Origin of the sequence: Propioniciclava flava, assembly GCF_004126535.1 — a bacterium.
Lineage (GTDB): Bacteria > Actinomycetota > Actinomycetes > Propionibacteriales > Propionibacteriaceae > Propioniciclava > Propioniciclava flava.
This window is the reverse complement of the sequence record NZ_PPCV01000001.1, coordinates 503,366-518,449: the sequence shown is the minus strand read 5'-3', so window position 1 is coordinate 518,449 and position 15,084 is coordinate 503,366. Positions and strand designations below refer to the sequence as shown.

At 65.9% G+C, this 15,084-nt stretch carries 11 protein-coding genes; 6 read left to right on the top strand and 5 right to left on the bottom strand.

All coding sequences use genetic code 11. The features are described from left to right. Nucleotide 1: 1 nt before the first annotated feature. Complete coding sequence (locus C1706_RS02390; RefSeq protein ID WP_129457586.1) at nt 2-886, top strand: co-chaperone YbbN; 885 nt, start codon at nt 2-4, stop codon at nt 884-886. 112 nt (nt 887-998) lie between these two features. Here the strand turns inward: C1706_RS02390 and C1706_RS02385 are convergent, their stop codons facing one another. The 4 genes from C1706_RS02385 to C1706_RS02370 form a co-directional block, all read right to left on the bottom strand. Further along, nucleotides 999-1,817 (bottom strand): carbohydrate ABC transporter permease, encoded by an 819-nt coding sequence (locus tag C1706_RS02385; RefSeq protein ID WP_129457585.1) that lies wholly within the window; start codon nt 1,815-1,817, stop codon nt 999-1,001. Nucleotide 1,818: 1 nt separating this feature from the next. Beyond that, on the bottom strand, nt 1,819-2,751 hold the full coding sequence (locus C1706_RS02380; protein WP_129457584.1) for a carbohydrate ABC transporter permease: 933 nt from the start codon (nt 2,749-2,751) through the stop codon (nt 1,819-1,821). A 69-nt stretch (nt 2,752-2,820) separates the two neighbouring features. Further along, nucleotides 2,821-4,074 carry an ABC transporter substrate-binding protein gene (locus C1706_RS02375; protein WP_129457583.1) on the bottom strand — a complete coding sequence of 418 codons (1,254 nt, stop codon included), beginning with the start codon at nt 4,072-4,074 and terminating at the stop codon, nt 2,821-2,823. A 60-nt stretch (nt 4,075-4,134) separates the two neighbouring features. Next, a complete protein-coding gene (locus C1706_RS02370) occupies nt 4,135-6,321 on the bottom strand; it encodes an alpha-galactosidase (protein ID WP_206660931.1) in 2,187 nt (728 codons plus the stop codon). A gap of 231 nt (nt 6,322-6,552) precedes the next feature. On the opposite strand from C1706_RS02370, the gene C1706_RS02365 reads away from it, so the two are divergent. Continuing rightward, nucleotides 6,553-7,560: a LacI family DNA-binding transcriptional regulator gene (locus C1706_RS02365; protein WP_129457582.1), complete on the top strand. Its 1,008-nt coding sequence runs from the start codon at nt 6,553-6,555 to the stop codon at nt 7,558-7,560. Here the strand turns inward: C1706_RS02365 and ppc are convergent. Next, nucleotides 7,557-10,331, bottom strand: a complete 2,775-nt coding sequence (gene ppc, locus C1706_RS02360) for a phosphoenolpyruvate carboxylase (protein ID WP_129457581.1) — start codon at nt 10,329-10,331, stop codon at nt 7,557-7,559. The genes C1706_RS02365 and ppc overlap by 4 nt on opposite strands. Nucleotides 10,332-10,554: 223 nt before the next feature. On the opposite strand from ppc, the gene C1706_RS02355 reads away from it, so the two are divergent. The 4 genes from C1706_RS02355 (at nt 10,555) to C1706_RS02340 (ending at nt 15,064) form a co-directional block, all read left to right on the top strand. Continuing rightward, complete coding sequence (locus C1706_RS02355) at nt 10,555-11,319, top strand: SDR family oxidoreductase (protein ID WP_129457580.1); 765 nt, start codon at nt 10,555-10,557, stop codon at nt 11,317-11,319. A gap of 120 nt (nt 11,320-11,439) precedes the next feature. Beyond that, a complete protein-coding gene (locus tag C1706_RS02350) occupies nt 11,440-12,525 on the top strand; it encodes a sugar ABC transporter substrate-binding protein (protein WP_129457579.1) in 1,086 nt (361 codons plus the stop codon). Nucleotides 12,526-12,590: 65 nt separating this feature from the next. Continuing rightward, nucleotides 12,591-14,099 (top strand): sugar ABC transporter ATP-binding protein, encoded by a 1,509-nt coding sequence (locus C1706_RS02345; RefSeq protein ID WP_129457578.1) that lies wholly within the window; start codon nt 12,591-12,593, stop codon nt 14,097-14,099. Continuing rightward, nucleotides 14,096-15,064: an ABC transporter permease gene (locus tag C1706_RS02340; RefSeq protein ID WP_129457577.1), complete on the top strand. Its 969-nt coding sequence runs from the start codon at nt 14,096-14,098 to the stop codon at nt 15,062-15,064. The genes C1706_RS02345 and C1706_RS02340 overlap by 4 nt, the downstream gene beginning before the upstream one ends. The last annotated feature ends 20 nt before the right edge of the window (nt 15,065-15,084 follow it).

Genomic DNA, 15,084 nt, shown 5'->3' with positions numbered 1-15,084 from the left:
CATGTCTTCTATGCCGTTGCGTGGCGGAGCGATCGATCTGTCCGCCCTCAAGCCCACACCGCCGCCGCCGCCGGGTGCGTCGTGGGTCGTCGAAGCCGACGACCAGTCCTTCGAGTCGGTGCTCGGCTTGTCCATGCAGCACCCGCTCGTGTTGGAGTTCTGGTCATCCCGGGCGCCTGACCCGCAGTTCGCGGCCACGTTGACCGAACTAGCCAACGAGGCGGCTGGCGCATACCTGCTGGTCCGTATCGACGTGGATCGTGCGCCGACCATTGCGCAGGCGCTGCAGATCCAAAGCGTCCCGCTGGTGGTGGGTGTGCTGGGTGGCCAACTCGCGCCGCTGTTCCAGGGCACCACCGACAAGGCGACGGCGAAGGGCGCCATCGACCAACTCCTGCAGGTGGCAGCGACGAACGGGGTATCCGGGAAGGCGCAGCCGGTCGTCGATCCGAACGCCGCTCAGGCTGCTGGCCCCGATCCCCGGTTCGACGCGGCGGACGCCGCCTTGGAGCGCGGCGATTTCGCCGCGGCCGTGGAGGAGTTCGACAAGCTGCTGGAAGCCAACCCGGCCGACAGCGAAGCCGCGGCGGGCCGGGCGCAGGCGGCCCTGATGGTGCGCCTGGGTGGGGCCAACCCGGCTGAGGTGAAGGCGAAGGCCGACGCAGACCCCGCCGATGTGGACGCCCAACTCGCCATGGCCGACCTGGAGTTGGCCTCGGGCAACGTGGCACCCGCGTTCGCCCGGATCATCGAGGCGATTCGTCTCACCGTTGGCGATGATCGCGAGCGCGCACGCAAGCGGTTGCTGGAACTCTTCGAGACGGTGGGTGCGAGCGATCCGGCCGTGCTGAAGGCGCGTCGCGATCTCACCTCCGCACTGTTCTGAGCACTCTGCCTGCAACCGGCCGGTGACGCAGACGGCGGCGGCCCGTCCCCACGCAGGGACGGGCCGCTGGCTACCCGCGTGGCTCTGGCCCGCGCGGGGGAGGCTGGCGAGGTCACTTCTCAGCGCCAGCGAGCATCCCCTTCATGAAGTAGCGCTGCAGGAACAGGTAGGCGATCAGAATCGGCACCACGCCGATCAGTGAACCCGCGACCGCGGCATTGACGTTGGAGCCGTTAGCCCCGAAGAAGGCCGCGATTGAAGGCGCGAGGGTCCTCATCTCGGTGCTGGTCATGATGTAGGAGCTGAGCGCGAACTCGTTCCATACGTAGACCGCCGTGAGGATAATGACGGTCACGGTCACCGGCTTGAGCAGCGGGAAGATGATGATGCGCAGGGTCTGTAGACGGCTCGCCCCATCCACTCGCGCGGCCTCCTCCAAGGAGAGCGGGACAGCCCGGAGGAACTGCGTGTAGAGGAAGATCGCCCGCGGCAGTTCCAGGCACACCAGGGGCAGAATGAGCCCGGCATAGGTGTCCAGGAGGCCGAGCCCGTTCAACAAGGAGTACAGCGGGACCAGGATGCTCAGGGGCGGAACCATCATGACGGCGAGGATCGTGAACTCCACGCCCCGGTTCAGACGTGTCCGGCGGCGTGCCAGCGGATAGGCGGCTAACGCCGCGAGCATGCAGGTGAGACCCGTCGCGATCACGGTCACCACCGCACTGTTGAAGGTGGCCCGCAGGACGCCGCCCTGCGCGATCGCCGCAGCGAGGTTGTCCCACGTGATCGCCGCGAACGGGAACGCCCAGACTGAAGAGAGGTCGGACTGTTCTTTGAAGGCAGTGGTGAGGGCCAAGTAGAACGGGACCAACTGCACCAGGCATCCGGTGAGCACCAGGAGCGTGACGAGGATCTTCGTGTGTCGGCGCATGTCAGTTCTCCAGATGCGAGCGGGTGCGGTCGAACCACCAGTTCAAGGCGACGGTGCAGACGACGATGACGAGGAACAGCACGACGCCCTGGGCGGCCGCATAGCCCGCCGCCTGATTGCCGAAGTAGGTGCGGCCGATCAGGGTCGATACCGAGTTGGTCGCGTAACCGGGGCCGCCGCCGGTGAGCACCTGGATGACGTCGTAGAGCTTGAGCCCGCCGATGAGGTTGAGCACGACGCTGGACGCGAAGGCGGGCATCAGCTGAGGGATCGTGATGCTGCGGAACTGGTTCCAACCGATCGACCCGTCGAGTGCGGCCGCCTCCCGGATCTCCTGCGGGATCCCCTGGAGACCTGAGAGATAGATGAGCATGGAGATGCCCATGAACTGCAGGGAGTTGACCACCACGATCACTCCAATGGCCACGCCGGCATCAGACATCCACGACACGGGGGCGGCTCCGAACACGCCGAGGATGTCGTTGAGTGCGCCTTGGTGGTAGCGGAAGACGAGGTAGTACATGAGGCCCATGACGACGGGTGACACCAGGACGGGGAGATAGATGATCGCCCGGGCGATCTGACGGCCCCGGAGCTTTTGGTCCAGGAGGACGGCGAACAGGAGTCCGAGGACCTGCTGGATCACGGTGGATCCGACGCCATAGATGAACGTGTTGGTCATCGCGGTAGAGAAGTTCGGGTCGCTGAACACGCGGGCGAAGTTCTCCAGGCCGACGAAGGCGCGCCTGCTGGAGTAGCCGTCCCAGTTGGTCATGGCGATGCTGACGCCCTGGAGGACGGGATAGATGATGAACACCGCGAACAGCACCAGCGCCGGGACGTACATGAGGTTGATGGAGGCGCCGGCGGGGCGTGGTGGTCTGTGCGGCCGGGGCGCCGGTGTCGCCTGATGAGGATGGGCTGTCGCGCTCATCGTTGGGCTCCTTGCTCGATTCGACGGGCCGGGACCGGCGTGGGGGTGTGCGCCGGTCCCGGAGGTTGGTCAGCGCGCCTGCCTGAACAGGGTGTCGTATTGGAGCTTCATCTGCTCCGACGCCTGATCCGGGGACGCCTGTCCGGTGATGACGGAGTCGGTGGTGGCGATCATGGTGCTCCAGATGCCGTTGGGCAGGTAGACGCGGTCGAAGAATGGCTTGGTGGGCAACTGGGCTGGGGTGACCCAGGCGTCGTAGCTGCTCTGCAGGAGGCCGAGGTCGACTTTGACGTTCGTGAGGCCCGAGTAGGACCCGAGCGCCGAGGCGATCGCTGCAGCGTTATCGGGTTCGGCGAGGAAGGCGACGAACTTCAGGGCGGCCTCCTTGTTCTTACTGGACTTCGAGACCCCGAAGGAGTGGATGCCTTCGCCACCGACGAGGAACCGCTCCGCCTGATCGCTGGGGATCGGAATGAACCCGATGTTGGCGGAGGGGTTGAGCTTGAGCGTCGTCGCGAGGATGGAGGAGGCCGGGACGAGCGCGAACGCGGCTTGTCCCTGGGCGAGTTGCGAGGCCATATCGTCCAGTGAGGCCGACACGTAATCGGCGTTGAAGAAGCCCGCGGTCCTCCAATCCTGAACGTGCGACAGCACGCGTTCGGACCATGCCGCCGTGTCGAAGGTGCCGCCGAGGAACGACTGCCGTTGCGCGTCGGTGAACGCGTTCGACGCGATGAAGTCGGCCATGTTACCCGCGGAACTGCTCTTGCCGGAGGCGGTGATCGGCGTGACGCCGGTGGCGGCGACCTTGGTGAGGGCCGTGTTGAAGTCGTCCCAGGTGTTGATCGCCGTGGCGTCGACGCCCGCCTTCTCGACGACGTCCTGGTTCACCGCGATGCCGGCCACGGTGTACTCCACGGGGAGCGCGTAGAGGTGGCCCTGGTCGTCACGCATGGAGGTGTTCAAGGCGGTGTTGACGCCGCTGGTCCAGGCCTGGTCGTCGAGAGGCTGGAGGAATTCTGAGTAGCGCAGGACCGACCAGCCGTGCGTCGCGAACACGTCGGGAAGATTGCCTGCAGCCATCTTGACCTTGATGTTGTTCTCGTAGTTGGTGGTGTCGTAGGTCATGTCGACGGCGACCCCGGTCTCGTGGGTGAAGTCGGCGATGAGCTTCTCGTAGACGGCGCGGGCGGGGCTGTCCGCGGTCATGTAGAGGGAGAAGGTGAGGTTCTGCTGGCCGGAACCGGGTGCCGAGCATCCGGTCAACAGGAGGGCGGCGGCCGTGGTGGCCACCAATCCGGCGCGAAGTGCGGTGTGGGTCATTGCTCTTCCTTACGTGACATCGTTGGCGGTAAGTGGGTGCGCGTCAGCGTGGCGCGCGGGTCAGGTCGAGGGCACCTCCTCGACGTCGATCAGGAGGGTCTGCTCGGGAAACATCGTTGGCACGTGGAGCCCGGCCTCGCCGAGGCTCGCGCCGCTCAGCACGGTCGTTTCGGCGAACATCCAAGGGGGCGCGACCAGGCCGGCCACGGAACCGGGCTCGTGCGCGCGGACGCGGTAGAGCCGGGTCGGCTCGAGCCCGGGGAGGCGGACTCGTCCCACGGCACCGACGTCGGGCCTGCGGAGCGCAGACAGTTCGAACAAGGCCCGGGTGCGCGTGGGGTCAACGACGCCCCGCAGCGCCAGGGCCGCATCGCCGAGGTCGCGTCGGTGCAGGGTGCCGGTGAACAGCAGTTCGCGCCGCGCACGGTAGTAGGAGACCCAGTGGGTGAGGGCATCCATCTCCTCATCATTCGCGCTGGTCAGGTCCCATTCGATGCCGAAGTGGCCGAAGAGCGCGGAGGCCGCCCGGAAGCTGAGTGTGCTGACTCGCCCGGTGGTGCGGGAGCGTGGTCCGGAGACGTGCGAGCCGAGCATTTCCAAGGGGAGTAGTTGGCTGGTCCAGCGCATGATGGTGGAGCGCTCCACGGGATCGATGCAGTCGGAGGGCCAGAACCGTTGCACGTGCTGGGCCATCCCCAGGTCGATGCGGGCGCCACCAGAGGCGCAGCTCTCGATCTCCAGGCCCGGACGCCGCGCTGCTAGAGCATCCATCAGCCGATAGCAGGCCAGAGTCTGCTCGTGGACGGAGGCCCGGCGGTGGTGGCGGGCATCGCCTGCGGCGACGAGTTCGCGGTTGTGGTCCCACTTCAGGTAGGAGATCTCGTACTCGTCCACGAGGGCTGACAGGTGATCGTGGACGTGGGCGAAGGCAGCAGGGTCGGCGAGATTGAGGACCTGCTGATGACGCCAGGAGACAGGGAGCGCGGGTGAGGCGGCAAGGAGCCATGCGGGGTGCGCGCGAGCAAGGTCGGAGTCCGGGTTGACCATCTCGGGTTCCACCCACAGCCCGAACTCCATGCCCAGTTCGCGCACACGATCAACCAGTGGGTGGAGGCCATCGGGCCACACTGAGCGGTCGACCTGCCAGTCGCCGAGGCCTGTGCGGTCGTTGCGTCGCCCGACAAACCACCCGTCGTCGAGAACGAACCGTTCGACGCCGACGCGTGCGGCGCGTTCGGCTAGGTCAAGGAGGCGGGGGAGGTCGTGGTCGAAGTAGACCGCCTCCCAGACGTTCAAGGTCACCGGTCGGGTGATGCTGGGATGGCTGGGGCGGGATCGAAGCCAGGCGTGCACTTGATGGGCCAGGGCATCGAGCCCTTCCCCGTATCCGAAATAGACCCACGGTGAGCGGTAGGCGTCGCCGGGCGCCAAGCGGATCTCTCCCGGGAGCAGGAGTTCGCCGCCGGCCAGGATCTGGATGCCTCCGCTGTCCCGCTCGATCCAGGTGCGCTGGTTGCCGGAGAATCCGACGTGGACCCCATGGATCGCGCCGCTGGCGAAATCGAAGCCGCACGGGCCGCACAGGAGCATGGGAGCTGCGTCGAAGCCGGGGCGGCCCGCCCGAGACTCATGAACGTGCGCATGAGGGCCGACAGGGGCCCGAAAGGCCGTCCGTTCACGGCTCCAGCGCCCGCCGAAGTCCATGAGCTCCTGAGCGGTCAACGGAGTGGGGAGGGCGAGCGAGAGTTCCTCGAGCTGGTAGTCGGAGGAGCCCACGTTGGTCACATCGGCCCGCGTCCGGAGGAGGCCGGTGGACAGGAGGTCGATCACGACGGTCAGCGTGAGAGCGGCGTCCGGGTCGGTGAGGGTGAACTGGAGCCGTCCCAACCCTAGCCGGACGATGTCGCCGGATCGCGTCGCGTCTGCATCGGCCTGGACGGCAGTGATGCGCGGGTTGGGCGTCCAGTCTGCCCCGTCGAGGCGATGCCCGGCGAGTCCGGGGCGCCCCTTCCACCCCGCCGACTCCAGCATCAGCAGTCGGGTGCGCACGGGGGCGGCATAGCCGTGGGATGGGTCGATGGGCGGTGTCGCGGCCTGGGAGAGTTGCCGGATTTCGGCGTCCGCGAGGGGGCCCAGGTCGGGGCCCCAGTGGACGACGATCGGGCAGCCGCCATCGACCCATTCCAGCAGGAGCGAGATCCCGCCCGCACGCAGGTACGCGTATGCGGTCTCCGGCAGCTTGATCACGACGACTCCGTCTCACTCGCGATGCATCGGGCGGATAGTGGCCCGTGGCCATCGCAGCATCGCGACGACGGTGGGAATCTACTGCAGTAGAATATGGGAGTGCAAGAGCTAGAGGGGCCAGGAGAAGCTAGTCATCCACTCCAGTAGACCGGCTAGGGTCGGATCCGTCGGATCTAGCAGCGTCGCTCGCGCGACGATAACCTCGGCGGGAGAATGATGACCCCTAGCGGCATGACCCGACCGGCGACCCGAGCAGACGTCGCTCGGCTTGCTGGCGTCAGTACGGCCGTGGTGAGCTACGTCGTCAATGAGGGCCCACGCCCGGTTGCCGACGCCACACGCGAACGGGTGCAGCGCGCCATTCGCACCTTGGACTACCGACCCAACGCCAGCGCTCGCGCGCTCAAACGCGGATCGACCCGGATGCTGGGACTGGTGCTCTCGGAGATCATCAACCCCTTCCACTCCGAGTGCATCGATGCGCTGGACGCGGCGGCCTCTCAACGAGGCTTTTCCATGCTGCTGGCCAGCACCCATGGTGATCAGGCGCGTGAGCATTTGATGCGCGCCAACCTCGTCGAGCGCGGCGTCGATGGCCTGATCTTCTTGTCGGTCTTCCCTGACCGGCCCAGCGGTGCTGCGAGCAGGGACGTGGACGCAGGCTTGCCGCGGCTGATCTTCGACCGCTCCCAAGCGGTCCAGGGGTTCAGCACCGTCGGCGCTGACGCGGTCGAAGGGGGGCGCCTGGCCACCGGCCATCTTCTGGCGCACGGGCACCGTCGAATCGCCTACCTCGGTGGTCCTCTTGACCCCCTCGTCGGCCCCGGTCGCGCGGCGGGTTGGGAACAATCCCTCACTGAAGCCGGGGCGGACGTTCCACCGCCGGTTCTCACCGAGTGGAGCAGGGCGGGGGGAGCCGCAGGCGTCCGGATCCTGATGGACTCACCGGAGCCACCCACCGCCATCTTCGCCGGGTCGGATCTGATGGCGGTGGGCGCACTACAAGCGCTCCACGAGGTGGGGAAACGCGTGCCTGAGGATGTCGCGGTCGTGTCCTTCGACGGCACGGCCGAGTCGGAATACTCCTGGCCGGCGCTCACGGCCGTGCGCGCCCCCTATCGAACGATGGCCGACGCCGCGATCGCCGCCTTCATCGACGTGCCTGACGTGCCCCGTGCCGAGGTTTTCGGCATGGAGCTGGTAGCGCGCGTGTCCTGCGGATGCCGAGGACGCTTCTAGCCGGTGTTGCGCAACCCTGCGGCGACTCCGTTGACGGTGACCAGCAGGGCGCGTTGCAGTTCGTCGGGAATGTCCTGGCCTGCAGCGTCCAACGCGCGGACACGACGCAGCAACTCCACTTGCAGGTAGCTGATCGGATCGAGGTATTGATCACGCACGGCCAGCGTCCGCTGCAGGCGAGGCTGGGCGTCGAGGAGGTGAGTTTCTCCCGTGAGCCGCGTCAGTTCGGCGATGGTCAGTTCGTATTCGGCCTTGATGGTCTCGAAGACGTGCTGCAACTCCTGCGGTACGAGCGAGGAGACGTAGTGCGCCGCGATCTCCAGATCCGTCTTGGCAAGCGTCATGGCCACATTCGACGCGACGGTCGCGAAGAAGTTCCACTCCCGCAGCATCGATGCCAGATCGTCGGCATGGCCCGCCTCCCGGGCCGCCTTGAGGCCGGATCCGACGCCGAACCAGCCCGGGATGATCTGTCGCGACTGCGTCCAGCCAAACACCCACGGAATCGCGCGCAATCCCTCAATGCCGTTGCCGGAATCGGGACGCTTACTGGGACGCGAACCGATGTGCAGCGCGCCAAGTTGCTCCACCGGTGTGGAGGTGACGAAATAGCGAGGCAGATCCGGGTTGGAGACCAACGCGTCATAGGCGGCAAAAGCCGCATCCGACACCGTCTGCATCACGGTGTCCCAGTGGCTCAGCACGTCGGCGGGGAGCCGCGGCTCCTGGTGGAGCGCTGTCGCGGATAACACCGCCGACAGCGACAGGGCGAGATTGTCGCGGGCCAAGGTGGGCAGCGAATACTTGTCGGAGATGACCTCGCCCTGCTCGGTGAACTTGATCGTCCCGTCCAAGACACCGCCCGGCTGGGCCAGGATCGCGTCGTACGTCGGACCACCACCGCGGCCCACTGAGCCACCCCGACCGTGGAACAGGCGCAGCCCGACACCGTGACGACGCGTCACGTCGCGCAGGCGTCGCTGGGTTTGGTGAATCTCCCACTGGCTGGTGAGCACGCCGGCCTGCTTGTTGGAGTCGGAGTAGCCCAGCATGACCTCGAGGCGATCCCCGCGCAACGCGACCAGGCGGCGGAAGGACGGATCGCTGAGGAGGCCGTCGATCAGTTCGGCGCTGTTGCGCAGTTCTTCGATGGTTTCCAGGAGTGCCACGATGCCGAGGTCTGCGTGCGCCCCGCTCCCGTCGGCCCCGCCGTAGAGGTCGACCAGGCCTGCCTCCCGGGCGAGGATCGCCGCGGCAAGGATGTCGTCGACGCCGTGCGTCATCGAGACGATGTACGTCTCGATCACCTCCAGGCCGTACCGAGCCTGCGCCTCGCCGATGGCGGTGAAGACGTCGAACGTTTTGCGTGCCGTGCCGTCGAGGGGGGAGTGACGCCCGGCCAGGGGACGCCGAGAGGCGAGTTCCGCAGAGAGGACCTCGCGGCGCTCCTCGCGGGTGAGGTCGGCGTAGGGCCGATCCAGGACGCCAAGCCGGTCCAGGAGTGCGCCGACCGCCTCGTGATGGGCATCCGAATGCTCCCGGATGTCCAAGGTGGCGAGGTGAAGCCCGCTGGCGGACAGCTCTTGAATCGCGGCACGGACCCGGCCGTGAGCGGCCAGTTGACTGTGGTGGTCGGCCAGGGAGTCGGCGATGAGCAGAAGATCCGCCAGCATCTCGGGGGCGTCGGCGTAGTCGAAGCCCGGTTCGTGGCGCGCCCCCATCCGGTTGCGCTGCCGGGTGTTGATCAGCTTGACGCGGATGCAGCTGAGCTTGAGACGGTACGGCTCTTCGGCATTGATGGACAAGAGTCGTTCGTCGAGATCCAGACGGCCCAGGTCCTCGCGCAGCGACTCCAGCAGCGGCGCCGACACCTCGGCGAGGCGATCCGAGATCGACAAAGAGGTGATGAGGTCGCTCACGACCTCCAGGGCGTGGGCCACCGCATGCTCGTGCTGCAACTGCAGCACCTCGCGGGTCACGGCGGGGGTGACGAAGGGGTTCCCGTCGCGGTCGCCGCCGATCCAACTCCCCAGCCGGATCGGCGCGGCCAGGGCGTCGGGTTGGATGCCGTGCTCCGCGCACAAGGCGTTCAGGTCACCCAGGACGGCAGGAAGGGCGTCGGCGACGATGGCGTCGACGTAGAACAAAGCATTGCGCGCCTCGTCCACCGGCGTCGGTGAGGCCAGCCGCAACTCGTCGGTCTGCCACAACAAATCGATGGTCTCCGCGAGGCGGCGATCTTGCCGATGTCGAGCCACACTGCCTTCAGGTGTCGTGGCGGCGAGTTCGTCGGCGATGTCGCGCAGCTTCAGTAAAACCGACCGACGGGAGGCCTCCGTCGGGTGCGCGGTGAACACCGGACGCAAGTCGGTGGCGGCGATCGTCTCGGCCAACAGGTCGGGGCCGCCTTCGGCCACGATCGCGGAGACGGCTCGCTCCAACCACCCTTCCCGAGCGTCGGACGCCTCGATGGCGCGCACACGGTGCACCTGCTCGGCCGTGTTCGCGAGTTGGAAGTACGACGCGAACGCCCGCACCAGCGCCGTCGCGTCCCCGAGATCGAGCTCACGCAGCGTCTCTCGCGCGAGCGCGGCGGCGTCGGGGGATGACTGCGACCGGGCCTCTTTGATCTGAAGCCGCACGCTCTCCACCAGGTCGAGAAGCCGCGGGCCTCCCTGCCGGACGAGGCTCTCGCCCAGCAGGGTGGAGACGCGACGCACGTCGGCGCGGAGTTCGGGGTCGATGGTGGCGCTGTCCTCGGGATTGGTCACCGGGCAAGAGTGCCAGGCGTCCCTGCTGATCCCCTGAGACGTCCGCCTGCTGGGGGAGTACTTGACGACACCTCGTGACAGCGCTTGGGCCGTGAGCGGAGGCCCTTGACAGCCTGGTGTGCGTTCCTTAACCTATTTTACGAACCGACTTTCTGGAACTTTCTCGGTGGGCGAAGGGGCCCCCGGTTCCGGACCCACAGTGATGTGGTCGTTAGGAGAGAACATGGCTCAGGATCGCTTCTCACTCGCAGGAAAGAACGCCGTCGTCACGGGGGGCGCACAGGGCATCGGCAAGGTGGTAGCTCATGCGCTGGCCGAGCAGGGCGCCAATGTGGCGCTGGTCGACCTGAATGACGCGACCCAGGTGGCCGCGGAGATTGCATCGACCCACGGGGTGCGCACCACCGCCCTGACCTGCAACGTCACGGATCCGGCTCAGGTTGCCGACGCCATCGCTGGCGCAGCTGCCGAACTGGGGCCGCTGGACCTGCTGTTCAACAATGCGGGCATCGTCTTGCACAAGCCTGCGCTTGAGTGCACACCCGAGGACTTCACCCGCGTGGTCGACGTCAACCTCAACGGCATCTTTTTCGTCGCTCAGGCGTTTGCGCGTCACCTCGTCGAGCAAGGCCGCCCCGGCAACATCGTCAACACGGCCTCCATGTCGGGCACGATCGTCAACATCCCTCAGAAGCAGGCCTCCTACAACGCCTCCAAGGCGGGCGTGGAGCACCTCACCAAGTCGCTGGCCGTCGAATGGGCCGATCTGGGCATCCGTGTGAACGCGATCAGCCCCGGATACATCGCCACTGAGATGACCGGGACGGTCCGTGAGGACTGGCGCCAGGCCTGGGAGGGCATGATCCCCTTCGGGCGCATGGGCACCCCCGACGAACTGGCGGGGGCGGTCATCTACCTGCTCTCCGACGCCGCGACCTACACCTCCGGCGCGAACATCATCATCGACGGCTGCTTCACCGTCGTCTGATCCTGAACTCCGGCGCGGTCACCTGACCGAGTGTTCCCGAATCCTCCGCGCGACGAAGCGCGGAGGGTGCGCCGGTCCTTGCACGTCACGGTCATCCACGAATGTCAGGAAGGTCACACCATGAGCACAAAGCTCGGCATCGCCGCCTCCATACTCGCCATCGCTGTCTCCCTCGCCGCCTGCACCACGGGCGGAGCCCCCGCCTCCGGCGGAGCGGGAACTGCGTCGGGGTCGAAGGAGATCTACTACTCCACCAAGAACTCCACCGAACCCGTCCACGTCGCCATGGCCAACGGCGTGGTGAACGCCGCAACCATGCTCGGCTACCAGGGCAAGGTCACCGTCGCGGAAGCAGATGCCGCCAAGCAGAACGACCAGCTCAACAACCTGGTCCAAAACATCCAACCGGCCGCCTTGGTGGTCAACCCGTACGACAGCGATTCCGTCGCTGACGTTTTGGGGCGCGCCAAGCAGGCCAACATCCCCGTCGCCGTGATCGACAACAAGGCCAACAACGCCCAGGTGGACGTGTCGGTGCTGTTCGACAGCGTGAAGTCGGGACAGATCGCCGGAGAAAAGGCGGTCGAACTGCTGAAGGAGAAGAACGGGTCGGAGAGCGGCGTCGTCGTCAACCTGTACGGCGAGGTCGTCTCGCAGGTCTTCAAAGAGCGCTCGCAAGGCTTCGAGCAGGTCATCAAGCGCTACCCGAACATCCAACTGGTCTCCGTTCTGGGCGCACCGCAGGCTGACAAGGCCACCAGCGCCCTCAACAACGTCATCGCTGATCTGAAGTCCTCCGGCAAGAAGGTGGACGTGGTCAACACGCCGACCGACACAGCCACGTTGGGTGTCATCGAGTCGCTGAAGACCAACGGCATGTGGCACAAGGTCGGCCAGCCCGACCATGTCGCTGTCATCTCCCACGATGGGCTGGGCGACATCCTTCACCAGGTCAAGGACGGCTACATCGACGCCGAGGTCGTCATCGACGTCTTCGGAGTCGGCGGCATCGCCACCGAGGTACTCAAGGCCTACCCGATGGACGGCAAGCCCGTCCCGACGTCAGGCACCTTCACGCCTCAGGGTAAGTACCTCAACACCCAGGTGACCTTCACCAAGGGCGACTCTGGCCCCACGATCATGCTCGACCCGGTGCTGGTCACCGCGTCGAACGCGGACAACCCGCTGATCTGGGGCAACGCCTAACCGCTCGCCAACGGCCGGCGCTGGCCTGACGTCAGCGCCGGCCCTTCCATCAGGGGGCCAATCGCATGAGCCAACCGCTGCTCCGCGTCACCAACGTTTCTAAGATCTTCGGCGCCACGCGCGCCCTGTCTGGGGCCAACCTGGACATTGCTGCGGGGGAGATCCACTCACTGCTCGGTCGCAATGGCGCGGGCAAGTCGACCCTGGTCAACATCATCGCCGGGGTATACCCACAAACCGAGGGCGATGTCGTGTTCGACGGCCACGACCTTCGCAAGCTGGACATCTTCGCCCGCCAAAAGCTGGGCATCCGTCTCGTTCCCCAGCACGAGAACTCTTTCCCCGACCTCACTGTGGCGGAGAACATCTTCGCGGGGGACTTGCCCAAGAAGAACGGCCTCGTGGACTGGTCGACCATCAACGAGGTTGCAGCCCAAGAACTCGCCGCCTATGGGGTCGACGCCGACCCCCGTGGCATGGTCCGAGACCTCAGCTCGATCGATGCGCGCAAACTGAACATCATCCGTTCGATGCACAGCGGCGCGCGGCTCATCATCTTGGACGAGCCCACGACGGCTCTCACCACACGCGAACGGGAGGAACTCTTCGCCTTTGTCCGAGACCTGAAGGCGATGGGCACCGCCTTCATTTTCATCTCCCACTACCTCGGGGAGGTGTTGGACCTCTCCGACTCCATCTCCGTCCTGCGCGATGGCCTGATGTACCCGGTGGAGGACCGCGCATCCGCGACGCAGGAACACCTGGGGGAGTTGGTGGCAGGAGGGCAGGTGGAACTCACCCGACGACGCGCCGAGCGACCCGACCCCAGCGACGTCCTCGTTCAGATCCGGGGGCTGAGGAGCGCAGGAGTCGAGGACGTTGATCTTGGCATCCGTCGCGGAGAGGTGCTCGGCATCATCGGGTTCCCCGGTTCGGGGGCCCGCGAGTTCTGCCGCGCACTGTTCGGCGCCGACCGCGTCACCAGCGGCACGGTCCACCTGGAAGGACGTCTTGTGCGTCTGTCCTCGCCCCGACAAGCGCTGCGGGAAGGGATCGCCTACATCTCGTTTGATCGCCATCGCGAGGGAATCATGCCCTTGATGGATGTCAACGAGAACATCGGCATCAGTAGTCACGCAGGAGCGTTGCGCCGAGCGTGGGGGTTCTTGGACCTGAAACGGCAGCGGCAGCGCTCCCAGCAGTACCGCGACGAACTCAAGATCAAGTGCAACACGATCTTCGATCCGATGGACAGCCTTTCCGGGGGCAACCAGCAAAAGGTCCTGGTCAGTCGTCTGCTCAGCACGCAACCCTCGCTGCTGATTCTGGATGAGCCCACCGTCGGCATCGACATCCTCAGCCGTGAAGAGATCATCTCCAAGGTCTTGGAACTCACCCGCACAGGGATGAGCGCCCTTTACCTGACCAACGACTACGAGGAACTCCTCCGCGTGGCCGACCGGCTCGTCTTCTTCGACGAAGGCCGTGTGGCCAGCGTGGTGGACAACGACGACCTCACCATCGAACAACTCACCCAGATCCGGGACAGCAACAAGGAGGCGGCGTCAGCATGACCGCGGTTTCTTCGGGGAGAAAGATCCTCGACTTCAGCATGAACAATGCGGTGTGGATCCTGCTGATCCTCGCCATCGGCATCATGGGCCTCTTCCGGCCCTCCTTCTTCTCCGTGGGCATCTTGTCCAACATCTTGGTCCAGGCGACGGTGCTGGGGCTCCTCGCCATTGCGATCTCCATGGTCATCCTGCTGGGAGACATCAACCTCTCCACGGTGGGAACGGCAGGGTTCTCGGCGCTGACGGGCGTCATCGCCATGAAGGCGGGATTGCCCGTTCCCCTGGCGATCCTCGTCATCGTGATCATGGGCTCGTTGATCGGTCTCGTGAACGGACTGATCGTGACCAAGTTGCGCGCTAATGCCTTGATCACGACCCTGGCCATGAACATGGTGCTCCAAGGTGCCCTGCTGGCCATCACCGGAGGCTCCAGCCTTTCCAACCTGCCGGATTCGTTCAAGTTCGTCAGCCAGGGACGCATTGCTGGCTTCCCCGCGTTGCCTTTGGTTCTGATCGTCGTCTTCTTCCTCTTCCACATCATCTGGACGCGCACCGAGTTCGGCCGAGACCTGTTCGCCGTCGGTGGCAACCCTCGCGCCGCCTACATCGCCGGTATCAAGGTGGACCGCGTCAAGATCGGGGCCTACGTGATCTCTGGCCTGCTCTCGGGTCTGGCAGGCTGGCTCCTGGCGGGTTACATGGGCGCAGTCACGTCGTCCTTTGGAACGACGTACGAAATGCAGGTCATCGCCGCTGCGGTGATTGGCGGGGTCAGCCTGACCGGTGGCCGCGGCAGCATTCTGGGTGTCTTGGCGGGCACGCTGTTGCTCACCGTCATCCAGGTCGGCTTGGCGATTCTGGGCATCCAGCAGACGCTGATTACGCTGGCCGGGGGCCTGATGATCTTCGCCGCCGTGCTGATCGACGCTCTGCGTAATCTGTACGGAGCCCGCAGGTCGTCATGACGTGTGGTGAGGCGCCAAGA